Annotated in this window: 20 protein-coding genes and 1 tRNA gene; 10 read left to right on the plus strand and 11 right to left on the minus strand. The window is 64.1% G+C overall.

Annotated elements, in window-relative coordinates; genetic code table 11:
• Positions 1-13 precede the first annotated feature (13 nt).
• The 7 genes from dtd to ACFSUD_RS05940 all read left to right on the plus strand — a co-directional run bounded on the left by dtd (position 14) and on the right by ACFSUD_RS05940 (position 7,010).
• Positions 14-460 carry a D-aminoacyl-tRNA deacylase gene (dtd, locus tag ACFSUD_RS05910; protein WP_386372377.1) on the plus strand — a complete coding sequence of 149 codons (447 nt, stop codon included), beginning with the start codon at positions 14-16 and terminating at the stop codon, positions 458-460.
• 260 nt (positions 461-720) lie between these two features.
• Positions 721-2,325, plus strand: coding sequence for an ABC transporter substrate-binding protein (locus tag ACFSUD_RS05915; protein ID WP_386372378.1), 1,605 nt, complete (start codon positions 721-723; stop codon positions 2,323-2,325).
• A 15-nt stretch (positions 2,326-2,340) separates the two neighbouring features.
• Positions 2,341-3,297, plus strand: a complete 957-nt coding sequence (locus ACFSUD_RS05920) for an ABC transporter permease (protein WP_386372380.1) — start codon at positions 2,341-2,343, stop codon at positions 3,295-3,297.
• Positions 3,294-4,109, plus strand: coding sequence for an ABC transporter permease (locus ACFSUD_RS05925; RefSeq protein WP_386372382.1), 816 nt, complete (start codon positions 3,294-3,296; stop codon positions 4,107-4,109). Before ACFSUD_RS05920 ends, ACFSUD_RS05925 begins: the two co-directional genes overlap by 4 nt.
• A complete protein-coding gene (locus ACFSUD_RS05930) occupies positions 4,106-5,767 on the plus strand; it encodes an ABC transporter ATP-binding protein (RefSeq protein ID WP_386372384.1) in 1,662 nt (553 codons plus the stop codon). The genes ACFSUD_RS05925 and ACFSUD_RS05930 overlap by 4 nt, the downstream gene beginning before the upstream one ends.
• 156 nt (positions 5,768-5,923) lie before the next feature.
• Positions 5,924-6,115, plus strand: a complete 192-nt coding sequence (locus ACFSUD_RS05935) for a hypothetical protein (protein WP_386372386.1) — start codon at positions 5,924-5,926, stop codon at positions 6,113-6,115.
• A 61-nt stretch (positions 6,116-6,176) separates the two neighbouring features.
• A complete protein-coding gene (locus ACFSUD_RS05940; protein WP_386372388.1) occupies positions 6,177-7,010 on the plus strand; it encodes an alkaline phosphatase family protein in 834 nt (277 codons plus the stop codon).
• A gap of 36 nt (positions 7,011-7,046) precedes the next feature.
• On the opposite strand, the gene ACFSUD_RS05945 is transcribed toward ACFSUD_RS05940, so the two are convergent.
• From ACFSUD_RS05945 to ACFSUD_RS05970, 6 genes are all read right to left on the minus strand, one after another.
• Positions 7,047-8,009, minus strand: coding sequence for an alpha/beta hydrolase (locus ACFSUD_RS05945; protein WP_386372390.1), 963 nt, complete (start codon positions 8,007-8,009; stop codon positions 7,047-7,049).
• On the minus strand, positions 8,006-9,883 hold the full coding sequence (locus ACFSUD_RS05950; RefSeq protein ID WP_386372392.1) for an acyl-CoA synthetase: 1,878 nt from the start codon (positions 9,881-9,883) through the stop codon (positions 8,006-8,008). The genes ACFSUD_RS05945 and ACFSUD_RS05950 overlap by 4 nt, the downstream gene beginning before the upstream one ends.
• A 144-nt stretch (positions 9,884-10,027) precedes the next feature.
• Positions 10,028-11,833 (minus strand): ABC transporter transmembrane domain-containing protein, encoded by a 1,806-nt coding sequence (locus ACFSUD_RS05955; RefSeq protein WP_386372394.1) that lies wholly within the window; start codon positions 11,831-11,833, stop codon positions 10,028-10,030.
• Positions 11,834-11,959: 126 nt separating this feature from the next.
• Positions 11,960-12,033 (minus strand) — tRNA-Gly (locus ACFSUD_RS05960).
• A 99-nt stretch (positions 12,034-12,132) separates the two neighbouring features.
• Positions 12,133-13,437, minus strand: coding sequence for an NAD(P)/FAD-dependent oxidoreductase (locus ACFSUD_RS05965; protein ID WP_386372595.1), 1,305 nt, complete (start codon positions 13,435-13,437; stop codon positions 12,133-12,135).
• 8 nt (positions 13,438-13,445) lie between these two features.
• Positions 13,446-14,798: a glutamine synthetase family protein gene (locus tag ACFSUD_RS05970; RefSeq protein ID WP_386372396.1), complete on the minus strand. Its 1,353-nt coding sequence runs from the start codon at positions 14,796-14,798 to the stop codon at positions 13,446-13,448.
• Between the two features lie 139 nt (positions 14,799-14,937).
• Between ACFSUD_RS05970 and ACFSUD_RS05975 the strand changes: the two genes are divergently transcribed.
• Complete coding sequence (locus ACFSUD_RS05975; protein WP_386372398.1) at positions 14,938-15,630, plus strand: GntR family transcriptional regulator; 693 nt, start codon at positions 14,938-14,940, stop codon at positions 15,628-15,630.
• 78 nt (positions 15,631-15,708) lie between these two features.
• Positions 15,709-17,223, plus strand: a complete 1,515-nt coding sequence (locus ACFSUD_RS05980; RefSeq protein WP_386372400.1) for a malonate--CoA ligase — start codon at positions 15,709-15,711, stop codon at positions 17,221-17,223.
• Positions 17,224-17,272: 49 nt separating this feature from the next.
• On the opposite strand, the gene ACFSUD_RS05985 is transcribed toward ACFSUD_RS05980, so the two are convergent.
• The 5 genes from ACFSUD_RS05985 to ACFSUD_RS06005 all read right to left on the minus strand — a co-directional run bounded on the left by ACFSUD_RS05985 (position 17,273) and on the right by ACFSUD_RS06005 (position 22,740).
• Positions 17,273-18,010, minus strand: coding sequence for a maleate cis-trans isomerase family protein (locus tag ACFSUD_RS05985; RefSeq protein ID WP_386372402.1), 738 nt, complete (start codon positions 18,008-18,010; stop codon positions 17,273-17,275).
• A 74-nt stretch (positions 18,011-18,084) separates the two neighbouring features.
• Positions 18,085-20,352: a xanthine dehydrogenase family protein molybdopterin-binding subunit gene (locus tag ACFSUD_RS05990; RefSeq protein ID WP_386372404.1), complete on the minus strand. Its 2,268-nt coding sequence runs from the start codon at positions 20,350-20,352 to the stop codon at positions 18,085-18,087.
• A 1-nt stretch (position 20,353) separates the two neighbouring features.
• Positions 20,354-20,812, minus strand: coding sequence for a (2Fe-2S)-binding protein (locus ACFSUD_RS05995; protein ID WP_386372406.1), 459 nt, complete (start codon positions 20,810-20,812; stop codon positions 20,354-20,356).
• A gap of 157 nt (positions 20,813-20,969) precedes the next feature.
• Positions 20,970-22,082, minus strand: a complete 1,113-nt coding sequence (locus tag ACFSUD_RS06000; RefSeq protein WP_386372597.1) for an S-(hydroxymethyl)glutathione dehydrogenase/class III alcohol dehydrogenase — start codon at positions 22,080-22,082, stop codon at positions 20,970-20,972.
• 199 nt (positions 22,083-22,281) lie between these two features.
• On the minus strand, positions 22,282-22,740 hold the full coding sequence (locus tag ACFSUD_RS06005) for an Lrp/AsnC family transcriptional regulator (protein ID WP_386372408.1): 459 nt from the start codon (positions 22,738-22,740) through the stop codon (positions 22,282-22,284).
• A 118-nt stretch (positions 22,741-22,858) separates the two neighbouring features.
• On the opposite strand from ACFSUD_RS06005, the gene ACFSUD_RS06010 reads away from it, so the two are divergent.
• Positions 22,859-26,269 (plus strand): indolepyruvate ferredoxin oxidoreductase family protein, encoded by a 3,411-nt coding sequence (locus ACFSUD_RS06010; RefSeq protein WP_386372410.1) that lies wholly within the window; start codon positions 22,859-22,861, stop codon positions 26,267-26,269.
• The last annotated feature ends 19 nt before the right edge of the window (positions 26,270-26,288 follow it).

Here is a 26,288-nt window from a genome sequence, read left to right on the forward strand (position 1 = left end):
AGGATCCCTCACCATGCGCGCCTTGCTTCAACGGGTTACCACCGCTTCGGTCACGGTCGGGGAAGAGGAGATCGCACGGATCGGTCCCGGTCTGCTGGTCCTGCTTTGCGCCATGCCCCGGGATGACGAAGCCACCGCCGAAGCGCTCGCGGCGAAGATCGCCAGGTTGCGGCTTTTCAAGGACGACGCGGGCAAGATGAACCTGAACCTGGCACAGATCGGCGGCGCGGCTCTGGTGGTCAGCCAGTTCACCCTGGCCGCCGATACGTCACGCGGCACCCGGCCGGGCTTTTCCTATGCGGCGAAGCCCGATCAGGCCCGTGCGCTTTACGAGCATTTCGCCCGAAGCCTCGCGGCGCTCGATATTCCTACCCAGACCGGACGTTTCGCCGCCGATATGGCGATCGAGCTGACCAATGACGGGCCGGTGACCCTCTGGCTCGATACCGAAAACCCATGACGTTTTGCGCGCGCCTGTCGGCGACGGCAGAGCAATATCGGATAGCGGAAAGCAAATGAACGGACCGCAATGCAACAAATGCGACAAACGACCTTCCGCAAGCGACCCATCGGTTTGCAAACCCGGCGTCATCGTGACAAAAGCCACCCGACACTTGGGGTCTGATAATGCTTGCGACGATGGCGTAAATCGGCAAACTTGATCCATCAATCAACAATAACGCGCCCCAAGGCGCTGCTTTATAAACGGGAGAGAACCTTATGAACCAACAGCTGAAAAACCTGACCGGCAAGGTCGCCGAAGGGCTGATGACGCGCCGCGAATTCGTCAGCCGTGCCGCCGCGCTCGGCGTCACCGCGGCCGCGGCCCAGACCATGCTGGCGCAATCGGCGCGTGCCGATGCCCACGAAACCCCCAAGCGCGGCGGCACCATCAAGGTCGGCTCCTCGGGCGGTGAATCCACCAACAGCCACGACCCCGCCCTGACCGCCTCCGAAGTGCCGCTCAACAACATCCGCCACTGGGGCGAGACCATTGTCGAGGTCAACGAGGAAGGTCATCTCGATTACCGGCTTGCCGAAAGCGGCGAAGCCTCCTCGGACGCCAAGACCTGGGTGTTCAAGATCAAGAAGGGCATTCCCTTCTCCAATGGCCGCGAGCTCAAGGCCGAAGACGTGCTGAAGACCTACCAGCGGCACTCCAACGAGGAGAGCCAATCCGGCGCGCTGGGGATCATGAAGGGCATTTCCGGCATGAAGGTCGATGGTGACAACGTCGTCATCGAGCTCGAGACCGGCAATGCCGACCTGCCCTATCTGCTGGCCGATTATCACCTGATGATCCAGCCCGACGGCGGCATGGAAGACCCGACCGCCGCAATCGGCACCGGCCCCTACACGATCGAGTTCGACGAGCCCGGCGTGCGTCACGGCTACAAGCGCCGCGAGGATTACTGGGATGCCGAGAACCGCGGTTTCGCCGAATTCTCCGAAGTGCTGGTGCTGAATGATGCCACCGCGCGGACCGCGGCGCTGCAATCGGGCCAGGTGCATCTGATCAACCGCGTCGATCCCAAGGTCGCCAGCCTGCTCGGCCGCGCGCCCAATCTCAGCGTCGAGTCGGTCTCCGGGCGCGGCCACTACGTCTTTATCGCGCATATCGACACGGCGCCCTTTGACAACAACGACCTGCGTCTGGCGCTGAAATACGCGATCAACCGCGAAGAGATGGTCGACAAGATTCTGCGCGGCTATGGCTCGGTCGGCAACGATTTCCCGATCAACGCGGCCTATCCGCTGTTTGACGAAACCATTCCGCAGCGCGAACATTCGCTCGAGAAGGCCCGTGAGCATTACGAGAAATCCGGTCATGACGGCAGCCCGATCATCCTGCGGGTTTCCGACGGGGCCTTCTCCGGTGCCGTGGATGCCGCGGCCCTTTTCCTAGAATCCGCCAAGGCGGCGGGCATTCCGCTCGAGATCAAGCGCGAGCCCAACGATGGTTACTGGTCGGAAGTCTGGAACAAGCAGCCCTTCTGCGCCTCCTATTGGGGCGGGCGTCCGGTGCAGGACCAGATGTACACGACCGCCTATCTCTCGACTGCGGACTGGAACGACACGCGTTGGAAACGGCCGGAATTCGATGAGATGCTGCTGGCGGCGCGTGCCGAGCTCGACGAGGCGAAGCGCAAGGACATCTATTCCAAGATGGGGCAGATGCTGCGCGACGAAGGTGGCCTGATCCTGCCGATGTTCAACGATTTCGTGCATGGCGTGTCCAACAATATCGGCGGCTGGATAGCCGATCCGAACGGCGAGATGATGGACAACAAGGCCAGCATCAAATGCTGGCTGAAAGACGCATGAGGCCGCTCTGAACAGATGCATCCGATTGTAAAACTCATCGCCCAGCGCCTAGCGCTGGGCATCCTGCTGCTCTTTGCGGCCTCGATCCTGATTTTTGCGGGGACATCAATCCTCCCCGGTGACGTCGCCCAATCCATCCTCGGACAATCCGCAACCCCCGAAGCGCTGGCCAACCTGCGCCGCGAACTCGGGCTGAACGAACCCGCCCTGACCCGCTATTTCAACTGGCTCGGCGGCATATTGCAGGGTGATCTCGGCACCGCGCTGACCAATGGCCGGGACATTGCCGAAAGCCTTGGCGGACGTCTCAGCAACACATTATTCCTCGCCTTCTGGGCCGCGCTTCTGTCGGTGCCGCTGGCGATCTTCCTCGGCCTGTTGGCGGTACGCTACAAGGACCGCTGGCCCGACAAACTGATCTCGGCGGTGACGCTGACCACCATCTCGATCCCCGAATTCATGATCGGCTACGTGCTGATCTACTGGGTGGCGATCCGGCTGGGCTGGTTCTCTTCCGTGGCAATCATCAACGATTCCATGAGCCTCGGCGCCAAGCTCAACGCCATCGCGATCCCGGTCATGGTGCTGACCCTCGTGGTGTTGGCGCATATGATGCGCATGACCCGCGCCGCGATCCTCAACGTGATGCAATCGGCCTATATCGAGACCGCCGAGCTCAAGGGGCTCGGGATGCTCAAGATCATCCGCAAACACGCCTTCCCCAATGCCATCGCGCCCATCGTCAACGTGGTGATGCTGAACCTCGCCTATCTGGTGGTGGGGGTCGTCGTGGTCGAGGTAGTCTTCGCCTATCCCGGCATGGGGCAGTATTTGGTCGATCACGTCAGCAAGCGTGACGTGCCCGTGGTGCAGGCCTGCGGGCTGATCTTCGCGGCGGTCTATATCGGGCTCAATCTGGTGGCCGATATCGTCTCGATCCTGGCCAACCCGCGGCTGAGGCATCCGAAATGAAGAACATTCCAATTTCCGCAATGATCGGCCTGTTCTTCACCGGCCTCTATTTCCTCATGGCGCTGTTCGCGCCGCTGATCGCCCCCTATGGCATGTCCGAAGTCGTCGGCGATGTCTGGGAGCCGTCGAGTTCGCAATTCCTGCTCGGCACCGACAGCATCGGGCGCGACCTGCTGACCCGGATGATCTATGGCGGGCGCACGACGATCTTCATCGCCACCGCCGCCACCGCGCTGAGCTTCATTCTCGGCTCGGTGCTGGGCTTCTTTGCTGCCGTCTCCGGGGGCTGGATCGATCAGGCGATCTCGCGGTTCGTCGATCTGATCATGTCGATCCCGTCGCTGATCTTCGCGCTGGTGGTGCTCTCGGTGATGCCGACCACGATTCCGATCCTGATCATCCTGATGGGTCTGCTCGATTCCACCCGCGTCTATCGTCTTGCCCGCGCCGTGGCGGTCGATATCACGGTGATGGATTACGTCGAGGCGGCGCGGCTGCGTGGCGAGAAGATCGGCTGGATCATCTTCCGCGAGACCCTGCCCAACGCCCTGTCACCACTCGTCGCCGAGATGGGCCTGCGCTTCATTTTTGCCGTGCTGTTCATCTCGACCCTGTCCTTCCTCGGGCTGGGCGTGCAACCACCGCTGGCCGATTGGGGCGGCATCGTGAAAGAGAACAAGGACGGCATCAACTACGGCATCCAGGCGGCGCTCTACCCGGCCTATGCCATCGCTACCTTGTGCATCTCTATCAACCTGGTGGCCGATTGGGTGCTGACCCGGACCACATCGCTGAAAGGGGGCCGCGGATGAGCGACCAGACAAGCGAGACCAAGGATCAACCGCTGCTTCAGGTGCGCGATCTGAAGATTGGCGCGACGATCTATCCGCCGGGCGAAAGACCGCGCCATATCGAAATCGTGCATGGCGTCAGCTTCGATCTCGAAGCGGGCAAGGTGCTCGGCCTGATCGGAGAATCCGGGGCCGGGAAATCCACCATCGGCCTCTCGGCCATGGCCTATGGCCGTGGCGGGGTCGAGCTGACCGGCGGCGAGGTCTGGGTCAATGGGCGTGACCTGCTGCAGGCGGGTCTGCGGGACATACGCCGCCTGCGCGGCGCCGAGGTGACCTATGTCAGCCAATCCGCCGCCGCCTCCTTCAACCCGGCCAAGAAGATCATGGAACAGGTGACCGAGGCGGCGATCTCGCAGAACAAGTTCAGCAAGCGGGAGGCCGAGGAACGCGCGATCGATCTGTTCCGCAAGCTCGGCCTGCCGCATCCCGAGACCATCGGCGATCGCTATCCCCATCAGGTGTCGGGCGGCCAGTTGCAGCGCTGCATGACCGCGCTGGCGCTCTGTCCGCAGCCGGATCTTGTGGTATTCGACGAGCCGACCACCGCGCTCGACGTGACCACCCAGATCGACGTGCTTGCCGCGATCAAGGAGGCGATCCACGACACCGGCGTTGCCGCGCTCTACATCACCCATGACCTCGCAGTGGTGGCGCAGGTTTCGGATCACATCATGGTGCTGCAGCAGGGCAGCATGGTCGAATACGGCACCACCGATCAGATCATCAACAACCCGCAGGAAGAATATACCCAGGCGCTGGTCTCGGTCCGCTCGATCCGCCACGAAGAGAAGACGCCGACCGACAACCCGCTCCTGCTGGTCGAGAATGTCACCGCGCGCTATCGCGGCACCAATTTCGACGTACTGAAGAACATCAACGTCGATTTGCATCCCGGGCAGACGCTGGCCATCGTCGGTGAATCCGGTTCCGGCAAATCGACGCTGGCGCGGGTCATCACCGGGCTGCTGCCGCCCACTTCCGGCGAGATCATCTTCGATGGGCGCAACCTGACGCCGGATCTGGCGACCCGCCCGCTCGACGACCTGCGCGAGCTGCAGATGATCTACCAGATGGCCGACACCGCGATGAACCCGCGCCAGACCGTCGGCACGATCATCGGGCGACCGCTGGAGTTCTACTTCGGGCTCAAAGGCAAGGAAAAGCAGCGGCGTATCCAGGAGCTGCTCGACGAGATCGAGCTTGGCGAGGGGTTTCAGGACCGCTACCCGGCCGAGCTGTCGGGCGGGCAGAAGCAGCGCGTCTGCATCGCCCGCGCGTTGGCCGCCAAGCCCAAGCTGATCATCTGCGACGAGGTCACCTCAGCGCTCGATCCGCTGGTCGCCGACGGTATCCTCAAGCTGCTGCTGAACCTGCAGAAGATCGAGGACGTGGCCTATCTTTTCATCACCCATGACCTCGCCACGGTGAAGGCGATCGCCGATTCCATCGCGGTGATGTATCAGGGCCGGGTGGTGCGCTATGGCTCCAAGTCCGAAGTGCTGTCGCCGCCCTTTGACGATTACACCGATCTGCTGCTTTCCTCCGTGCCGGAGATGAAACTTGGTTGGCTCGAAGAGACGATCGAGCACCGCCGCATGGAAAGTGGCGGCAACTGAGGGCGCGTCCCAGTCTGGAAAAACCTCGAGGAGCCCCCCGCCAGGGGGGCACTCGCGCCACCCTGGCGGGGGCGCTGATTACGTTTGACAGGTTCGTTCGAAGCTGTAGCTTCCAGATGGTATTAACCGGTTGTTAACTCATTTGGATATAACATCATGCTGAAATTCATTTCCGCCTGCGCAATTGCAGCCTATTGCCTGACGCCTTCGACGCTGTTGGCGGCTGCTACACTCTATGCCCCGAACGAAACAGAAACGATCGCCCATGGCGGCGGTTGCCGGAAGAGCTCTCCTGTCGGGCAATGCTGCCATATGGAAAAGGCGAAAGGCCAGGTGCATTGCCATTGAAGCCTGCTTGCCTGCTTCCTGACAACGAATTTCGCTTCCATAGTCCACTAAGGTTTCTCCGATGAACAACAAGCTCCTGCTGATCATTCTCGACGGCGTGCCATGGCGTAATTGGCGGCGGTTGTTTGGCAATCTTGAAGGTTGGGTCGATGCGGGCGATGCGCGGGTCTGGAAGATCCGCTCGGTGCTGCCGTCGATCTCGGCGTCCTGCTATGCCTCGATCCATACCGGGGTGGCGCCTGCGGTGCATGGCTGTACCGGCAACGGCAATGTGTTCCGCCTCAAGGAGCGCGATGTGTTCGCGCAGGTGCGCGAAGCGGGCGGTGTGACCGGGGCGGTGGCGCATAGTTTCTGGTCGGAATTCTTCAACCGTCACCCGTTCGATCTGGTCCGCGACGTCGAATATGACGAGCCCGACAGCGCCACGATCAACCACGGACGCTTTCATACCATGACCGGCTATGGGCTGATCAATCAGATGACGCCGTCCGACGTGGATCTCTTCGCCACCCTGACCAACCTGTGCCAGCGCTTCGGACTTGATTACGGGATGCTGCATACCTGCACGCTGGATTCCATGGGGCATCGCTTTCATCACGATTGTCAGGAGATGGACCACGCCTGCGCGATGATGGACGAGATGCTCGCGCCGTTCATCTCGAAATGGCGCGATGCGGGGTATGAGATCATCGTCACCGCCGATCACGGGCAGGATGCGCGTGGACATCACGGCGGCCGCGATCCGCTGCAGCAAGAGGCGGCGCTCTATTATTTCGGTCCCGCCAAAGGTCCGGCCGAGGATGTGGTGATCGATCAGCTGCAACTCGCCCCGACGATCCTCAACCGACTGGGCGCCCCGATCCCGCAAAGCATGAAAGCCGAACCGTTCCTGTAGGGTGGGTGCAACCCACCTCACCCAGGCACCCCAACATCACCCTGCCAGACTGTCCCAATCCCCGCGTCCCAGTGCCGAGACAGCCGCCACGATCCGCGCGAAGCTCGTCGCCGCCCTGGCCGACATCACCCGTGCGCGCAGATAGCCATGCACCAGCCCCTGCTCCTCGATCCAAAGCGCCCGCCCGCCCGCTGCAATGACGGCATTGCGATAGGTCTCGCCATCGCTCGACAGGGGATCGCATTCGGCGGTGAAGATCACGCTCGGCGGCAGGCCCGAGAAATCCACATCCTGCAGCGGCGCGAAGCGGGCATCGCCCTCGGGCGGCAGCGCGCCGCCGGTGCGTGTCTGCTGATAGAATTCCAGATCCGTCACGCTGAGCTGAGGCGCATCGGCATGGGTGACATAGCTGCCCTGCCCCCAATCGCCGCCAAGACCCGGATAGATCAGCACCTGTCCGACAATCCGTCCTGAAAGCTGGCTGCGGGCCTCATGCGCCACGGCGGCCGCGAGATTGCCCCCGGCTGAATCGCCTGCCAGCACGATGGGTCCGGCAAAGCCCTGCGCGATCGCCGCGAAAGCCGCCCAGGCGTCTTCGTAGCAGCCGGGGAATACGACCTCCGGGGCCAGCGCGTAATCGACCGAGATGACCCGGTAGCCGGTCTCCTTGCAGATCTCCGCGCAGATGTCGTCATGGCTTTCGAGCCCCCCTACGACGAAGCCGCCGCCGTGGTAATAGATCACCGTCGCCCCAACCTCGGACTCGGCCTCGGTATCGGCGAGCTCATAGCGGCGGCATTTCACTCCGCCATGACGCTCGTCGCAGCTTTGCACCCCCGCGGGATGGCCGCGGTGAAAATCGGCGCACATCCGGTCATAGACAGCACGTTGCTCCGCGATGGTGAGGCTGACCGCGTCGGGCGGATAGAAGGCCTCGGACCGGGCGATATAGGCCCAGACCTCGGCATCGAGCAACTGCCGGTAATCGGGCTGGTTCATGCGCTTTCCCAGGGACGCGTGAAGCTGCTCAGCACCTTGTCCACATCCTCTTTCGCGGCGCCATTCATCGCGACCTTGGCGACCAAGCCGCGTTTCTTGTCATCGACAACATGCTCGACCCGCGCCGTGCATCCCGCTTCCTTCAGCGCCGCGTCATAAGTCCGGGTGATCGCCAGCTTGCGCAGATCCGGCTTGAACACCTTGCCGACGGCGGTCTTGGGCAATTCATCCATGATGCTCAGATGTTTGGGCTGTGCCGCGCGTTCATGGACCCTGGCACGGGCAAAGGAAAGCAGCTCCTCCTCGCTGATCTCGGCGCCGTCGACCAGTTCCACAAAGACGCAGGGCAGCTCGCCGGCATGGGCGTCGGGCTGCCCGACCGCCCCGGCAAAGGCCACCGCCTCGTGACCGAGCAGCGCCTCCTCGATCTCCGCCGGATCGATGTTATGCCCGCCCCGGATGATCAGATCCTTGGCGCGGCCGGTGATCCACAGATAGCCATCGGCATCGACCCGGCCGAGATCGCCGGTGCGCAGGTATCTGTCGCGGTAGAACAGGTCGCGGTTCTTCTCCATCTCGGTATAGGTATGGCCCGCATAGACCCCGGGGTTGGAGACACAGATCTCGCCGATCTCGTCGACCGCCACCTCGACCGGGCCGCCATCGCCGCCCTTGATGATCTTGACGTCGGTATAGGGGAAGGGAACGCCAATCGAGCCGACCTTCTTGGGCCCGTCGGTCGGGTTGCAGGAGACAAGGCAGGTCGCCTCGGTCAGACCGTAGCCCTCGACCAGCGTCACGCCGGTGGCCTCCTCGAAACGGCGGAACAGTTCCAGCGGCAGCGGAGCGGAGCCCGAGAAGGCCGTCTTGACGCTGCTTACATCCGCATCGATCGGGCGCTGCATCATCGCCGAGATCGCGGTTGGCACGGTGATGATGAAGCTGATCTTCCAACGCTCCACCAGCTTCCAGAAATTGTCGAAAACGCCTTCGCCGCGATAGCCCTGCGGGGTGGGGAACACCACATGCGCGCCCGAATGCACCGCCGCCATCAGGATCACGTGGCAGGCGAAGACATGGAACAGCGGCAGGGGACAGATGATGTTGTCGTTTTCCGAGAACAGCAACCGATGCCCGAGCCAGCCGTTGTAGACCAGCCCCGAATAGCGGTGCTGCGCAACCTTCGGCATGCCGGTGGTGCCGCCGGTGTGGAAATAGCAGGCCACCCGGTCCTCCTGGACATCCTCGAAATCGAGCCTATCGCTCTGCTTGTCGAGCGCTGCGCCGAAGCTTCGGTATTCGGCCTGGTTCTCGACCTTCAGCTTGGGGCGGATCAGCGGCACGATCCAGGACTTCGGCGGCGACAGGTAGCGCAGCAGATCGACCTCGAGCACCGTATGCACCTTCGGCGCGAGCTTCACCGCCGCGGCGGCCTTTTCGGCCACGTCGGTCTTCGGGAAAGGCCGCAGGGTGACCACCACGGAAGCCCCTGTCTCGCGCAGGATCGAGCCGATCTGCTCGGCATCCAGCAGCGGGTTGATCGGATTGACGATCCCCGCCGTGGCGCCGCCGAGCAGGCAGATGGTCGCCTCGTTGCAGTTCGGCAGGATATAGGCCACCACATCCTGCGGGCCGATGCCGAGGCTGCGAAACAGGTTCGCGGCCTGCGTCGCCTTGCCGTGCAGCTGCTTCCAGGTCAGCGTCTCGGCCCTGTCCTTTGGCCCGGAGAGGATCTGAAAGCTGACCGCATTATGGGTCGGGAACTTCGCCGCCGTATTGCTGAGCATCCCGTAAAGTGTCTTGGCGACGTCGCGCTGTTCCCACGGCATTTCCGCCTCGATGGCGTTGCGATCCTCGATCCCGGCAAAAGTCATTACCGTCCCTCCCCTTGACGCCGTTTTCCGGCTGTTGTCCATGGGCTCAGGATGCGGGCAAAGATCGGTTTTCGCAAGCGATCTTGCCGCCGAAACGCGGCGTCACCGGCGCTGACGCCGCGGCAGAACCCACCGATGTGCAGCCTATTCCGCCGCGAGGCCATCGGTGAATTGCAGCCGCGCCAGCCGCGCATAGAGCCCGTCACTGCCCACGAGGCTGTCATGATTGCCGATGGCGACGATCTGCCCCGCCTCCATCACCACGATCCGGTCGGCTTTCTTCACCGTTGCCAGACGATGCGCGACGATCAGCGTGGTGCGTCCCGCGCTGAGCTCCTCGACGGCGGCCTGCACCGCGCGTTCGCTTTCCGCATCGAGCGCCGATGTCGCCTCGTCGAGCAGCAGTACCGGCGCGTCGCGCAGGATCGCGCGGGCGATGGCGATGCGCTGTTTCTGCCCGCCCGACAGCATCACCCCGCGTTCGCCGAGATAGCTGTCATAGCCCTGCGGCAGTGCGGTGATGAACTCATCCGCCGCTGCCGCCCGGGCCGCGGCGATGATGTCTTCCTCGCTGGCGTCGGGCCGCCCGAAGCGGATGTTGTCACGCGCCGAGGCGGCGAAAATCACCGGATCCTGCGGCACCAGCGCCATTGCGCGGCGCGCCGTTTCGCGGGAAACGTCCCGCAGATCGGTGCCATCCAGGGTGATGCGACCCGCCTGGGGATCATAGAACCGCAGGATCAGCTGGATGATCGTGGTCTTGCCCGCGCCGGAGGGGCCGACAAAGGCCACGGTCTCGCCCGGTTCGATGACCAGATCGACACCGTCGAGCGCGGAGACATCCGGACGCGAGGGATACTGGAAATGCACATCCTCGAATGCGATCCGACCACGCACCGGTTGGGTCAGGCTCAGCGCCTGTTCCGGCGCCGGGTCCGACACGCTGTCCTCGCTCTGCAGCAACTCCACCAGCCGCTCGGTCGCCCCGGCGGCGCGCTGCAGCTCGCCCCAGATCTCCGACAGCGCCGCGACGCCACCGGCGACCATCACGGCATAGATCACGAATTGCACCAGCGCCCCGGCGCTCATCTCTCCGGCGCGCACGTCATGGGCGCCGATCCACAGAACCCCGACCACGCCGGTGAAGACGAGGAAGATCACGATGACCGTCATCGCCGCGCGGGTCTTGATCCGTCGCCGCGCGGCGTCAAAGGAACTCTCGGTCATCTGCGCGAATTGCGCGCGGCTCGCCGCCTCATGGGTGAAGGCCTGCACCGTCTGCACGGCGCCGAGGCTTTCGGAGGCATTGCCCGAGCTCGCCGCGATCCAGTCCTGGTTCTCGCGGCTCATCACCCGCAGCCGCCGCCCCAGCGTCAGGATCGGCACCACCACGACCGGCACGATCAGCAGCACCAGCAGCGTCAGCTTGGCCGAGGTCAGCAGCATCAGCACAAGCCCGCCAATGAAGATCAGCAGGTTGCGCAGCGCGATCGAGACCGAAGAGCCGATCACCGACAGGATCAGCGTCGTGTCGGTGGTGATGCGGCTCAGCACCTCGCCGGTCATCAGCCGTTCGTAAAAGGCCGGGCTCATGGCGATCACCCGGTCGAACACCGCCTTGCGGATATCGGCCACGACGCGTTCGCCGAGCCGGGTGACCAGCGCATAGCGCAGCCCGGTACCGACCGCCAGCAGCGCCGCAATCAGCATGGCCGCGAAGAAATACTGATCGAGCAGCGCGCTCTCGTCGGTGTTGAAATTATCGACGACCCGGCGCACCGCCAGCGGCAGCGTCAGCGAGATCACCGCCGTCAGGCTCAGCGCCATTACCGCCGCGACCACCAGCATACGGTAGGGTCGCATGAAGGGCAGCAGGGCCCGCAAAGCCCCGATCCGGCGAGACGTGTCGCGTTGCTCTAGGGGGGCGTTGCGGGTGGAGGAGCGGGCCATGGGCAATCCTTTACGTTCTTGCCGGGTTCATGAACCGCAGGGCGAAAGAATTCAAGGGACAGCTCTGTCGCAGGAGCATCGGCAGCACGGGTATGGCACTGCCTGATTTCGGCGACCGAGGGAAGGTGGAGCGGGCGACGGGAATCGAACCCGTATCATCAGCTTGGAAGGCTGAGGTCTTACCATTACACAACGCCCGCGCAACGTCTGCCTGATTATTTCATGACCTTCTGCGGGTCAAGCAGGTTGTTGGGAACGGAAGGCCCGCCCCGCCTCCGCTCCCGGTGCCGCAAACCCCGTCAGACCCCGAGCCGGTCGCGCAGCCCGTACCACCAGGAGCCCGCCACCGAATAGGGCACGCGCAGCATCCGCCCGCCCGGGAACGGATACCAGGGCACCTGCGCGAACACGTCGAACCGCGTCAGATCCCCGTCGATTGCCTCCGACAGGATGCGCCCGAACGTATGCGAGCCGGTGACCCCGTGACCGCTGTAGCCATGGGCGAAATAGGTATTGTCGCCGATCCGCCCCATCTGCGGCACGCGGCTGAAGGACAGGGCGAAATTACCGCTCCAGGCATAGTCGATCCTGACATCCTTGAGCTGCGGGAAGACCTTGTCCATGTTGCGCTTGAGCTTGGCCTTGATGTCGCGCGGATCGGCCCCGCCATAGACGGTGCCGCCGCCGAACAGCAGCCGCTTGTCACCGGAAAGCCGGTAATAATCGAGGATATAGCGGATATCCTCGACGCAGGCATCGGTGGGCAGCAACGCGGCCGCGCGCTCCTCGCCCAGGGGCTCGGTGGCCATCACCTGGGTCGAGACCGGCATCACCCGCGCGGTCAGCTCGGGCACCACATGGCCGAGATAGGCATTACCGCAGAGCACCAGCGTCTTGCATGTCATGCTGCCCTGCGCGGTCTTCACTACCGGGCGTGCGGTCTCGTGATCGACCTCCGTCACCGGTGACATCTCATAGATCACGCCGCCGTTCTGCTCGAACGCCGCCGCCTCGCCCAGTGCAAGGTTGAGCGGGTGCATGTGGCCGCCCGAATGATCAATCAGCCCGCCTTCGTAGATATCTGAATTGATATGGCCGCGCAGCTGTTCCCTGCCGAGCATCTCCTGGTTCCTGATCCCGTAGCTCGCCCAGAGCTCCATCCGGTCTTCGAGCTCGCGCATATGTGCGGGCGTCAGGGCGGTGAAGATATTGCCCTCCTTGAGGTCGCATTTGATGTCATAGGTCTTGACCCGCTCGCGGATGATCTCGCCGCCCTCCTGCACCAGCCCGGCAACGAAAGTCGCGGTGTCCTGTCCATAACGCTTGGCGATGGTCTGCAGCGAGGCGTTGAGTCCGTTGACGATCTGCCCGCCATTGCGCCCCGATGCGCCCCAGCCGACCCGCGCGCCTTCGATGATCGCGACCTTGTAGCCCTTCTCGGCCAGATGCAGCCCCGTCGACAGCCCGCTATAGCCCGCGCCGACGATGCAGATGTCGATCTTCTGCGCGCCGCTCAACGCAGGCCGGTCGGGCGCCGGATTGGCCGAAGCGGCGTAATAGCTGGCGGTGTGGCTGCCGTCTCCGACATAGCTTTGCTGCGGCATGGCATACATCACACGGTCTCCAGGTAGCTGTGATATTCGAAATCGGTGACGTGGCGGGCAAATTTGCGCAGTTCCTGCAGCTTGCATTCGACCAGCATGGTCTGCAGCCGCGCCGAGTAGATGTCCTTCACATGCGTCCCCTCGCGGAAGGCGATGATCGCCGTTGCCCAGTCGAGCGGCAGATGCGGCAGTTTCTTCATCGCATAGGCATCGCCCTCGATCGGGTCGGCGGGCGTCATCTCGGCCTCGATCCCTGTCAGCGCGCCGCCGAGAATGCTGGCCAGCACCAGATAGGGATTCGCATCGGCCCCGGCGACCCGGTGCTCGATGCGCCGCGCCTTGGGGCTGCCGCCGGGGATGCGGATCGCCGCGGTGCGGTTCTCATAGCCCCAGCCGACGCTGGTCGGCGCATGGGCCCCCGGCAGCAGGCGGCGGTAGGAATTTTCATGCGGCGCGAAGGTCAGCGTGTTCTCCGGCATCGTCGCCAGCATCCCGGCCACGGCGTTGAGCATCAGCGGCGTGCCCTCCTCGCCGCTATTGTCGAACACGTTGTTGCCATCCTCGTCAACCAGCGAGAAATGCACGTGAAAGCCGCTGCCCGCCCGGTCACCATAGGGTTTGGCCATGAAGGTCGCGGCATAGCCGTGTTTGCGGGCGATGCCGCGCACCAGCCGCTTGAACAGCACCGCATCATCGGCAGCGCGCAGCGGGTCGGCGACATGGCGCATGTTGATCTCGAACTGCCCGGCGCCGTTTTCGGAGATCGCCGCATCGGCGGGAATGCCCTGAAGCTCGCAGCAATCATAGACGTCGTTCAGAAATTCATCGAAATGCTGCAACTCATCGAGCGACAGGGCCCCGTCGCTGTCGAGCCGCTTGCCGGTCACCGGCGATTGCGGCGCCTGCGGGCGCGCGCCGGACGGATCGCAGAGGTAGAATTCGAGTTCTGTCGCCACCACCGGGGTCAGGCCGCGTTCGCGGTAACGCTCGGCGATCCGCGCCAGCGCGCGGCGCGGGTCGCCGGGGAACGGCGTGCCATCGTCCTGACGCATCCACAGCATCGCCAGCGCCGTCGGGCGGCTGGTCCAGGTGATCGGCATCAGCGTGCGTCCGGTATAATCACAGAGCCCATCGCTGTCGCCGGTCTCGAACACCAACTCGCTGTTCTCGATATCCTCGCCCCAGATGTCCATCCCGACGATCGACAGCGGCATCCGCAGCCCCCCGTCGACGACCTTCGAGACTTGGTCCACAGGCACCCGTTTGCCGCGCATCGAGCCGTTGAGATCGCAGACGCAGGCGAAGATCGAATCGATCTCCGGGCGATCCCGCAGCCAGGTTTCCGCTTTACTGTCAGCCATGAGATCCTCCCTCGCGATACCAAGACAATAATTGTGATATCATTTCGCAAGATATGATTTCAATCTTGCCTTATGTCAACGGGACTTGCACATAGGAGCCTAGCACAGGCGCAGCGCACAGGGTGCAATCGGTGAGCAGATGAGCAATGACATCCCCCTACCCCTACCGGATCTGCCTGGGTCCGCGGGCCAGACCACCCAGGAACAGGTCTATCTGCGCCTGCGCAATGCGATCATGGTCGGCGCCATCAGCCCCGGCACCTCGCTGACCATCCGCGGTCTCGCCGAGATGCTCTCCCTCAGCCCGACCCCGATCCGCGAGGCGATGCGGCGGCTGAGCTCGGAAAACGCCGTCGAAGTACTGGGCAACCGGCGCATGAACGTGCCGCGGATGAGCCTTGGCCGTTTCGAAGAGCTGGTGGCGCTGCGTGTCGCGGTCGAAGCCCATGCCGCCTGCCGCGCCTTGCCCTTCGTCTCCGATCACCTGATCGAGCGGCTTACCATTCTTGATGGCCAGATGGACCGCCTGATCGCCGAAGACTCGCTTGACGAGCTGACCCTGCTAAACCACGACTTCCATCGGCTGCTCTACACCGCCAACCCGGATCAGGCCTCGATGCCGCTGGTCGAGAGCATTTGGCTGCAGCTTGGCCCCTTCCAGCGTCAGGTGATCCGCCGGGTCAGCGAATATTACCAGGTCGATCGCCACAAGGAGATCCTCGCCGCGCTGGCGATCCGTGATCCCGCAGCCCTGAGCGTCGCCATCCGGAGCGATATCGCCGACGGGATTGTCGCGCATGGCCGCGCGCTGCTGTCAGGCACCTCTAGCTGACACTGGTTCGGATGGGGCCCCTTTACCCGCTCCGGCATCTCGCGCAAAGTCGCGCCGAATACTGCCGAGGAGATCACCATGGCCAACCCGCTCTATGACGCGCTTTTCGGGCGCCATGCCGGAAAGCAGACGCCGTTTCTCTATCTGCCCGACGATCGGCTGATCACCCATGCCGGGTTTCTGGCCGTCACCGCGCGCTATGCCAATGCCTTTGACGCCTGTGGCCTGCGCCCCGGTGACCGGGTGGCGGTGCAGATCGAAAAATCCCCCGATGCGCTGGCGCTCTATGCCGCGTGCGTGCAGGCTGGGCTGGTGTTCCTGCCACTGAACCCGGCCTATCAACCTGCCGAAGTCTCCTATTTCGTCGGCAATTCCGGCGCCCGGCTGCTGGTCTGCGACCCTGCCAATGCCGCGGCGCTCAGCGATATCGCGGAAGATTCCGGCGCGCGGCTTGAGACCATGGATTCAGACGGCAAGGGCAGCCTGCGCGACCTCGCCACAGGGCAGCCCGAGCATTTCCAGACCGTGGCGCGCGAAATGGACGATCTCGCCGCCTTCCTCTACACCTCCGGCACCACCGGTCGTTCGAAAGGCGCGATGCTGAGCCAGCGCAACCTGCTCTCCAACGCCCGCACGCTGACCGAGGTCTGGCGGTTTACCGAAAGCGACGTGCTGCTGCATGCGCTGCCGATCTTCCACACCCACGGGCTTTTCGTGGCCACCAACATCATCCTGCTGTCGGGTGGCGCGATGATCTTCCTGCCGAAACCGGATGTGACGCAGATGATCCGCTTCATGCCGCAGGCGAGCAGCCTGATGGGGGTGCCGACTTTCTACACCCGCCTGCTCGACGCGCCGGAATTCACCCGCGAGCTGACCGCGCATATGCGTCTGTTCATCTCCGGCTCCGCGCCGCTGCTGGCCGAAACCCATGAGCAATTCGCCGCCCGCACCGGCCACCGCATCCTCGAACGCTACGGCATGACCGAAACCAACATGAACACCTCCAACCCCTATGACGGAGAGCGCCGTGCCGGGACCGTCGGCATGCCGCTGCTCGGGGTCGAGCTTAAGGTCTGCGACCCCGAGACCGGTGCCGAGGTGCCGCAGGGCGAGATCGGGGTGATCGAGGTGCGGGGCGACAACGTCTTTCAGGGCTATTGGCAGATGCCCGAGAAGACCGCCGCCGAGCTGCGCGAGGACGGGTTCTTCATCACCGGGGATCTCGGGCTGATCGACGATCAGGGCTATGTGCAGATCGTCGGGCGCGGCAAGGACCTGATCATCTCGGGGGGCTACAACATCTATCCCAAGGAGGTCGAGCTGCTGCTCGATGAGCAGGCGCATGTCGTGGAATCCGCAGTGATCGGCGTGCCGCATGGCGATCTCGGGGAAGCGCCGGTCGCGGTATTGGTGCGCGACAAGGCGGGTGAGCCCGACCTCAATGCGATCATCGCAGCCTTGAACAGGGAACTGGCGCGGTTCAAGGTCCCGCGCCAGTTTGTGGTGGTCGATGAATTGCCGCGCAACACCATGGGCAAGGTGCAGAAGAACCTGCTGCGCGATCAATATACGGAGTTGTTCACTGCCTGAGGACGCAATTTTCAAAAATTCCAAACCGGAAAATTGCAAATTTTCCGCCCTAGACCGCGAGACGGCCCAACCTGCCCGGCACCCGTGCCTTGATGCCAGCGAGCCGCGACAGGTGCCAGCACAGCGCCTGGTTGCTGCTGAGACAGGGCAATCCGGTCTCCGCCTCGATGTCCTCGATCACGTCGAGCGTCTGCAGGTTGGTGCAGGACAGGAACAGCGCCTCGACCTTGCCCTGCCGCGCCAGATCCAAAGCCGCCGCCTTGATCGAGACGGGATCGATGGCCACCACCCGCGCCTCCTCGGCCTCCTCAAAGGAACCGAAAACCGGTGTTTCCACCCCGGCCTCGCCCAGTGCCGTGCGCAGCGTATCAGACACGCTCGCAACATAGGGCGACAGCAGCCCCAGCCGCGTCACGCCCAGCGCCCGGCTCGCTGCCACCAGCGCGCTCAACGGCTCGCTGACCGCCCCGGTGGATCGACCCTCGCGCACCAGCTCGGCGATACGCGCCGCACCGATCTGCGCGGTGCCGGAGGTGCAGCCATAGCCGATCGCGGCAAACTCCGCCGCCTCGGGGAGGAGCGCTGCCGCCGCACTCATGTGGCGCGCCATGTCCTGCAGGCTCCGCGGGCTGACCTCCGCTGCGCTCTCCACCCGCGTCACATGAACCGGCTGATCCGGCGGCAGCATCCGGCGGAAATCGCCTTCGATGACCTGATCGGATTTCAGAACGATCATCCCCAGCGCCGGTTGCTGCGGCGGTTTCAGATCATATTGATATCGCAGCATGGCCTATTCTCCGGATTTCCGTCCGCACGCATCATCGAGCCTCGCGCCGCGAAGCACAAGCAGACCGCCGCAGATCAGAGGAAATCGACCGATTTCGACAGCGGCAGCTCGCGGATGCGCTGCCCGGTCGCGGCAAAGATCGCGTTGGCCAGAGCCGGGGCCGCGGGCGGGACGCCGGGTTCGCCGATGCCTTTCAGCGTTGTTCCATTCTCCAGCCCGCGCACAACGATCTCCGGCGTCTGATACAACCGCATCCCTTCATAGACGTGGAAATTATCCTGCTCGGCCACCCCGCCTTCATAGGTCAGCTCGCAATTCATCGCGTGGCCCAGGCCCCAGATCACCCCGCCCTGCAGCTGCGCCTCGAAATTCACCGGATCGATCACCCGTCCGACATCCGCCGCGACGAACACCCGGTCGATCCGGATGCCGCCCTCCATCGCCGTGACCTCGACCACCTGCGCCACCGGCACGCCGAAGGACAAAACGAAAGCCAGCCCGCGCCCGCGGCCTTTCTCGAGGTCACTGCCCCAGCCTGACATCTCGCCGACCGCCTCCAGCACCTGTCGCGACGGGCCGTGCCAGCACAGGCGCAGCCGCTCGGCCAGAGGGTCGGCTCCGGCGGCGTGGCAGAGTTCGTCCATCAGCGATTCATGGAAAAATCCGTTGCCCGACGCGCCGACCGAGCGCCAGGAGGAGACCGGCACCATCGCCGGGACGCGGTAGCCGGTAACCCGGTAGTCGGGAATCTGGAACGGCTGGTCCCAGGCTCCGGCAACGATTGCGGTATCGGGACCGAAGGCCGGTTGCTTGAGCCGTCCGAGCTGTGATTCAGCCACCGAGGGCGCCGCGATGGCCAGATCGAGCGCCGAAACCTTGCCGTCAACGACCTTGCCCCGCCCCCGCGCCAATGCCAGAGGGCGCGGGAAATCATGACTGAAATCTTCCTCGCGCCGCCACACCATCTTGATCGGTGGCCCCGGCATCTGCAGCGCGATCTCAACCGCCTGCAGCACGTAATCATCCTCGAGCCGCCGCCCGAAACTGCCGCCCGACATCAGGACATGCACGTGCACCTGCTCGGGTTCGAGCCCGCTGAGCGCCGCCGCATTGGCCTGCAAGAACCGCGGGATCTGGGTGCCGGTCCAGATATCGAGCCGTCCCTCTCCCATCTGCACCACCACCGACATCGGCTCCAGCGGCGCATGGGCGAGATAGGGAATGCGGTATTCTGCCACCAGCATCTCGCCATCGCCGCTGCTGCCCAGCGCCGCCTTCACGTCGCCCTCATCCTTGAAGCGGCTGTCGCGGAACTTCCTGGCAAAGCTATTGGCAACCATCTCGAATTGCTCGGCAGAGCTCGGCGGATAGGTCGGCTCGCCCCAGTCGCATTGTACCGTTTCGGCGGCCTGAAAGGCACGCCACGTATTGTCGGCCACCACCGCGATCCCGCCTTCGATGGCCAGCACCGCACGCACGCCGCGCATCGCCTTGGCGTCATGCGCATCGAACCCGAGCATCCCGCTGCCGCGCGCCGGATTGGTCCGGGTGGTGGCATAGACCATATCCTCCCTCACCAGATCGATGCCGTAGGTTTGCGTTCCGGTCGATTTGGCCATGACATCGGTACGCATCTGTTCGCGCCCGAGATAGCGCCATTCGGACGGATCGCGCAGCGTTACCTCCTCCGGTGGCACGATCTCCGCCGCGGCGGCGCCGAGATCGACATAGGCCAGCCGCATCTCGTCCGGCAGCACCACCGCGCCATCCTCGGTACGCAGCTGATCCACCGGGAGCCCGGTCTGCGCGGCCGCTGCCAACAGAAGCGTCTCACGCGCCACCGCCCCGGCCATGCGCAGGCGATCATACATGTCGGGCACCGTCGTCGAACCGCCGGTGAGCTGCAGCCCCAGGAGCTTGCCCGCCGCGTCTGCCGCCCCGCGCCCGCCGCGCGCCAGGAAACTCTCGGAGGTTGCCGCGATCGGCAGCGCCTCCGCCCCGACCACGCCGTTGTAATAGACCGCAGAAGGCGGCCCCGGCTCGATGCGCACCTGATCGAGCCGCACGTCGAGTTCTTCGGCGATCATATGTGCCTGCACGGAATAGGCGCCCTGACCGACATCGGCACGCGGGGTGATCAGGGTGATGCCGCTGGCGTCGATCTTGACATAGGGCGTGATGGCGATCTCGCCGGGGCGCAGCCCTGCTTCGAGCGGATTGTCCAGCACGCGCTGGTAAAGATAGGTCCCAAAGGCCACGCCCCCCGCAATCGCAGCGGAGCCGATCAGAAAGCCGCGTCGCGCGATCCTGCCGCCCCGGCCGGTCCTGCCGTCCCGCCCCATCTCAAACGTCCTGCAGCTGTGCCGCGGCGCTGCGCACCGCCGCGCGGATACGCGGATAGGTACCGCAGCGACAGAGGTTGCCGCTCATCGCCGCGTCGATTTCGGCATCGCTCGGTTCGGGATTGCGCGCCAGAAAGGCCGCCGCCCGCATGACCTGGCCGGACTGGCAATAGCCGCATTGCGCGACCTGATGGTCCACCCAGGCCCGCTGAACTGCATGCAGCGCACCGGGTCTGCCCAACCCCTCGATCGTGGTCACTTCCCCGGCGACATCGCCCGCCCAGAGCTGGCAGGCGCGCACCGCCTCGCCGTTCACATGCACCGTGCAGGCACCGCAGACCCCGATCCCGCAGCCATATTTCGGCCCGGTGATCCCCAGCTCGTCGCGCAGGACCCAGAGGAGCGGCATGTCCTCCTCGACATCGAGCTCGTGCTCGATTCCATTGACGTTCAATCGCATGGGCTTTCTCCGGGGTCAGCCGCCTTGGGGCAAAGGTAATGCGCCCTGCGGCCAATGCAAATCACGAAAAGGCCCGGATGCCGCGAGATCATCGCGCCATCCGGGCCTTCTATCTGTCACCTGTCGCACCGGCCCGGGTCAGCCCCGGACCCCGTGCTCAGAATTCGACGACCGCGCGGATCGATTCGCCCTTGTGCATCAGCTCGAAACCCTCGTTGATCTGGTCCAGAGTCAGCTTGTGGGTGATCATCGGGTCAATCTCGATGGTGCCGTTCATGTACCAATCGACGATTTTCGGCACATCGGTCCGGCCCCGCGCGCCGCCGAAGGCAGTCCCGCGCCAGACCCGGCCGGTCACCAGCTGGAACGGACGGGTGGAGATTTCCTGCCCGGCGCCGGCGACACCGATGATGACGCTTTCGCCCCAGCCCTTGTGGGCCGCTTCCAGTGCGGTGCGCATCACGTTGACATTGCCGGTGGCGTCGAAAGTGTAATCGGCGCCGCCGCCGGTCAGCTCGACCAGATGCGCGACCATGTCACCGTCAACCTTGGTCGGGTTGACGAAATCGGTCATGCCGAAATGGCGCGCCATCTCTTCCTTGTCGTCATTGAGATCGACGCCGACGATCTGGCGTGCCCCGGCCATGCGCAGGCCCTGGATCACGTTGAGGCCGATTCCGCCGAGACCGAAGACGATGCCGGTGGAACCAAGCTCGACCTTGGCGGTGTTGATCACCGCGCCGATGCCGGTGGTGACGCCGCAGCCGATGTAGCAGATCTTGTCAAACGGTGCGTCCTTGCGCACCTTGGCGAGCGCGATCTCCGGCACCACGGTGTGGTTGGCGAAGGTCGAGCAGCCCATGTAGTGATGGATCGGCGTGCCGTCGAGCATCGAGAAACGGGTCGAACCGTCGGGCAGCAGCCCCTGGCCCTGCGTCGCGCGGACCGACTGACAGAGGTTGGTCTTGGGGTTAAGGCAATATTCGCATTCGCGGCATTCCGGCGTGTAGAGCGGGATGACGTGATCGCCGACCTCGAGGCTGGTCACCCCCTCGCCGACCTCGATCACCACACCGGCGCCCTCATGGCCGAGGATCGCCGGGAAGATCCCTTCAGGGTCGTCGCCGGAACGGGTGAATTCATCGGTGTGGCACAGGCCGGTCGCCTTGATCTCGACCAGGACCTCGCCCTTGCGCGGCCCTTCGAGGTTCACCTCCATGATCTCAAGCGGTTTGCCAGCCTCTACTGCCACTGCGGCGCGGGTTCTCATCATCGGGGTGTCCTCCGGATTAATATGTCTGCGCAAATCAACCAGGGTCACCGGGATTGTCAAGCTCCTGAAGCCTGCCCTGCGTCCATTCGCGCGTTGGTGCATCACCCGGCGACAGGCCGGGCTGCGCCGCTCATAGCATATAACCTCCTTTGCGTCTGCCCGGTTGGCGGGCGCGCAGCCACCAAAATTCGGGGGCTCAGCCCTGCACGGGCGCATGGCTCTTGATGCGCCGCAGCACCACGTTGGTCTGCGCGGAATCCACCGCCGGCTGCATGAAGAGAAACTGTTCGAGAAACGCGTTATAGGCGTCGATGTCGCGGCACAGGATGCGCAGGTGATAATCCGCGCGTCCGGTGGTGGCGAAGACATCGGTCACCTCGTCGCGCTGCTGCACTGCGGCGATGAACCGCGCCAGTGCCTCGGTGTCATGACGCGTCAGATGCACATGCACGATCGCCTCGAAATTGAGCCCCAGCGCGCCGGGATCGACCACGGCCGCATAGCGCGAGATCACCCCGGATTCCTCCAGCGCCTTGACCCGTCGCCAGCACGCCGAGGCCGAGAGGTTCAGCCGATCAGCGAGCTTCGCGTTGGGAATTCGCGAATCCTGCTGCAGGAGCAGCAATAGTTTCCGGTCGATATCATCCACGGACAATCCTTCCCTGAATTGCGGCTGACGTGAAAAAATTCTTCGCCGTCTCGCGCCAGATGTAGCGGAAAAGAACCCGATGACCATCAGAACGACGCTATATTTCCCGCAAGGGAGACCAGACATGTCCGAATCCGCACACGATTTCACGACCTATCATCTTGATGACCGCTATGCCCTGACCCGCGGCCGCGTCTTCATGACCGGCACGCAGGCCCTGGTGCGAATCATGCTCGACCAGGCCCGGCGCGATCGTGCCGCGGGGATGAATACCGCCGGTTTCGTCTCGGGTTATCGCGGCTCGCCGCTCGGCGGGCTCGATCAGGAATTCTGGCGCATCTCCGAACGGCTGAAGGAACGGCGCATCACCCTCCTCCCGGCGGTCAACGAAGACCTCGGCGCCACCGCCGTGCTCGGCGCGCAGCAGGCGCATCTCGATCCGCAGGCAGAGGTCGAGGGGGTCTTCTCCATGTGGTACGGCAAGGGGCCGGGCGTGGACCGTTCGGGCGATGCGCTCAAACACGGCAATGCCTATGGCTCGGCCCCAAAGGGCGGTGTGCTGGTGGTTGCGGGGGACGATCACGGCTGCGTCTCGTCTTCGATGCCGCATCAATCGGACGTCGCCTTCATGTCGTGGTTCATGCCGACGCTGAACCCTGCTTCGGTGGCCGAATATCTCGAATATGGCGAATACGGCATCGCCCTGTCGCGCTTCTCCGGCACTTGGGTCGGGTTCAAGGCAATTTCAGAAACCGTCGAATCCGGCGCTTCGGTCGAACTGCCGCGCGACCGTGCCTTCAAGCAACCAGATTTCACCGCGCCGCAGGGCGGACTTCACGTGCGCCTCGGCGATCTGCCCTCGCCGGGGATCGAGACCCGCATCCATGACAAGCTGCAAGCGGTGCAGGCCTTCGTCGAGGCCAATCCGATCGACCGGCATATCTATGACATCCGCGAGGCGAACTACGGGATCGTCACCACCGGCAAGGGCCATCTCGACCTGATGGAGGCGCTGCGGCTGCTTGGGCTCGACGAGGCCGCCTGCCGCCGTCTCGGGATCGACATCTACAAGATCGGCATGGTCTGGCCGCTGGCCCGGCGCGATGCGCTGGAGTTCATGCGCGGCAAACGCGAAGTGCTGGTTATCGAAGAGAAACGCGGCATCATCGAAAGCCAGTTCAAGGAAGCCTTCTATGACTGGCCCGGCTCCAAGCCGGAACGCATGGTCGGCAAGCATGACGAGAAGCTGAACGAGCTGGTGCCCTGGACCGGCGAGCTCTCCCCCCTGCTGCTGGCCCCCATCGTCGCGGCGCGGCTCGACGCGTTCTTTCCCGAAGAAGGGCTGGTCGCCAAGGCGCGTGCCCTGACCGAGCATCCGCCGCAATTGCTCACCGTACCTGGCGCCACCCGCACCCCCTATTTCTGCTCGGGCTGTCCGCATAATACCTCGACCAAGCTGCCCGAAGGCTCGCAAGCCAATTCCGGCATCGGCTGTCATGTCATGGCGAGCTGGATGAACCGCGAGACGCTGGGCTATGCGCAGATGGGCGGCGAGGGCGTGCCGTGGATCGCCACCTCGCTTTATAACGGCGGCAAGCATATCTTCCAGAACCTCGGCGAAGGCACCTGGTATCATTCCGGCAGCCTCGCTATCCGTCAGGCGGTCGCGGCCAAGGCCAACATCACCTACAAGGTACTTTACAACGACGCGGTGGCGATGACCGGCGGGCAGCCGGTCGACGGGCCGATCACCGTGCATGGCATCGCCGCCGCCGCCCGGGCCGAGGGGGTGGAGCGGATCGCGCTGGTGTCAGACCATCCGGAGAAGTTCAGCAAGTCGGATTTCCCCAAACACACTTCCTTCGATCACCGCCGCAACCTCGACACGGTACAGCGCGAGCTGCGCAAGATCCCCGGTGTGACGCTGCTGATCTACGAACAGACCTGCGCAACCGAGAAACGGCGCAAGCGCAAGCGCGGGTTGATGGACGATCCGAAACGCTTCGTCATGATCAACGATCTGGTCTGCGAGGGCTGCGGCGATTGCTCGCTCGAAAGCAATTGTCTGAGCGTCGAGCCGGTGGAAACCGAGTTCGGCCGCAAACGCAAGATCAACCAATCGACCTGCAACAAGGATTATTCCTGCCTCAACGGCTTCTGCCCCAGCTTCGTCACCGTCGAGGGCGGCAGCAGGCGACGCAAGTCCGGCGCCGGGCTCGACCCCGAAGCGCTGAGCGAGAGCCTGGCCCAACCGGAATTGCCGAAGCTCGAAACGCCCTTCAACCTGCTGGTCACCGGCGTGGGCGGTACCGGCGTTGTCACCGTGGGTGCGCTGATCACCATGGCGGCGCATCTGGAGGGCAAGGGCGCGAGCGTGCTCGACTTCACCGGTTTCGCGCAGAAATTCGGCACCGTGCTCGGCTATGTCCGGCTGGCCGCGCGTCCGGAGGATCTGCATCAGGTGCGTATCGAAACGCGTGGCGCCGATGCGGTGGTGGGCTGTGACATGGTCGTGTCCTCCGCGCCCAAAGCCTCGGCGCATTACCGGCGCGGTACGCGGATCGTGCTCAACCGCGCCGAGATGCCGACCGGCGATCTGGTGCTGAACCGCGATGCCGAGCTGAAGATCGACACGCGCGAGGCGGCAATCGCCGGGGTCGTGGGAGACGAGAACCTGAGCGCCTTTGACGCCAATGCCATGGCCGAGAAGCTGATGGGCGATGCCGTCTTTGCCAATGTGATGATGCTCGGCTTTGCGTGGCAGAAGGGGCTGGTGCCGGTATCGCTGACGGCGCTGCATCAGGCCATCGAACTCAACGGCGTGGTGCCGGAGAAGAACCGCGCGGCGCTGGCCTATGGTCGGCTGATGGCGGGCGATCCGGGCAAGCTCGAAACCGCCCTGCCCGAGGATTCCGTGCGCGACGAGAGCTTCAGGACCGTGGTGGCGCGACGGGCCGATTTCCTCACGCAGTATCAGGACGACGCCTATGCGCGGCGCTATCGGGAACGGCTCGACCGGCTGATGCGCGCCCTCCCCGAGGACTCCGGGAAACTGGGGATGGCGGCTGCGCGCTCCCTGTTCAAGCTGATGGCCTACAAGGATGAATACGAGGTGGCGCGGCTGCACAGCGAGACGGGTTTCGAAGCGCGGGTCGCGGCTGAATTCGAAGGCGATTACAAGCTGCATTATCATCTCGCCCCGCCGCTCTGGCCGACCGGCAAGGATACCCGCGGGCGGCCCAACAAACGGCCCTTCGGGCCGTGGATGGGCCGCGCCTTCGGCCTGCTGGCACGGATGAAAGGGCTCCGCGGGAGCTGGGCTGATCCGTTTTCCTATGGTGCGGACCGACGGCTCGAAGTGGCGCTGATCGGCTGGTTCGAGCAGGTGATGGACCGGGTCGCGCAGGGTGATCTGGAACGCGACACGGCGCTGCGGCTGCTGTCGGCGCCGATGGAAATCCGTGGCTATGGGCCGGTGAAGGAAGAGGCGGCAGAGCGTGTACAGGCGGAGGTTGCGACACTGCTGGCGCGCTAGCCTGCGATGTCGCGGGTGA

The organism is Sulfitobacter aestuarii, from assembly GCF_042685005.1.
GTDB lineage: Bacteria > Pseudomonadota > Alphaproteobacteria > Rhodobacterales > Rhodobacteraceae > Sulfitobacter > Sulfitobacter aestuarii.

Excerpts from the sequence above, each read along its gene's own strand:
- dtd (WP_386372377.1), top strand. The coding sequence starts at position 14 with ATGCGCGCCTTGCTTCAACGGGTTACCACCGCTTCGGTCACGGTCGGG.
- ACFSUD_RS05915 (WP_386372378.1), top strand. The coding sequence starts at position 721 with ATGAACCAACAGCTGAAAAACCTGACCGGCAAGGTCGCCGAAGGGCTG.
- ACFSUD_RS05920 (WP_386372380.1), top strand. The coding sequence starts at position 2,341 with ATGCATCCGATTGTAAAACTCATCGCCCAGCGCCTAGCGCTGGGCATC.
- ACFSUD_RS05925 (WP_386372382.1), top strand. The coding sequence starts at position 3,294 with ATGAAGAACATTCCAATTTCCGCAATGATCGGCCTGTTCTTCACCGGC.
- ACFSUD_RS05930 (WP_386372384.1), top strand. The coding sequence starts at position 4,106 with ATGAGCGACCAGACAAGCGAGACCAAGGATCAACCGCTGCTTCAGGTG.
- ACFSUD_RS05935 (WP_386372386.1), top strand. The coding sequence starts at position 5,924 with ATGCTGAAATTCATTTCCGCCTGCGCAATTGCAGCCTATTGCCTGACG.
- ACFSUD_RS05940 (WP_386372388.1), top strand. The coding sequence starts at position 6,177 with ATGAACAACAAGCTCCTGCTGATCATTCTCGACGGCGTGCCATGGCGT.
- ACFSUD_RS05945 (WP_386372390.1), bottom strand. The coding sequence starts at position 8,009 with ATGAACCAGCCCGATTACCGGCAGTTGCTCGATGCCGAGGTCTGGGCC.
- ACFSUD_RS05950 (WP_386372392.1), bottom strand. The coding sequence starts at position 9,883 with ATGACTTTTGCCGGGATCGAGGATCGCAACGCCATCGAGGCGGAAATG.
- ACFSUD_RS05955 (WP_386372394.1), bottom strand. The coding sequence starts at position 11,833 with ATGGCCCGCTCCTCCACCCGCAACGCCCCCCTAGAGCAACGCGACACG.
- ACFSUD_RS05965 (WP_386372595.1), bottom strand. The coding sequence starts at position 13,437 with ATGCCGCAGCAAAGCTATGTCGGAGACGGCAGCCACACCGCCAGCTAT.
- ACFSUD_RS05970 (WP_386372396.1), bottom strand. The coding sequence starts at position 14,798 with ATGGCTGACAGTAAAGCGGAAACCTGGCTGCGGGATCGCCCGGAGATC.
- ACFSUD_RS05975 (WP_386372398.1), top strand. The coding sequence starts at position 14,938 with ATGAGCAATGACATCCCCCTACCCCTACCGGATCTGCCTGGGTCCGCG.
- ACFSUD_RS05980 (WP_386372400.1), top strand. The coding sequence starts at position 15,709 with ATGGCCAACCCGCTCTATGACGCGCTTTTCGGGCGCCATGCCGGAAAG.
- ACFSUD_RS05985 (WP_386372402.1), bottom strand. The coding sequence starts at position 18,010 with ATGCTGCGATATCAATATGATCTGAAACCGCCGCAGCAACCGGCGCTG.
- ACFSUD_RS05990 (WP_386372404.1), bottom strand. The coding sequence starts at position 20,352 with ATGGGGCGGGACGGCAGGACCGGCCGGGGCGGCAGGATCGCGCGACGC.
- ACFSUD_RS05995 (WP_386372406.1), bottom strand. The coding sequence starts at position 20,812 with ATGCGATTGAACGTCAATGGAATCGAGCACGAGCTCGATGTCGAGGAG.
- ACFSUD_RS06000 (WP_386372597.1), bottom strand. The coding sequence starts at position 22,082 with ATGAGAACCCGCGCCGCAGTGGCAGTAGAGGCTGGCAAACCGCTTGAG.
- ACFSUD_RS06010 (WP_386372410.1), top strand. The coding sequence starts at position 22,859 with ATGTCCGAATCCGCACACGATTTCACGACCTATCATCTTGATGACCGC.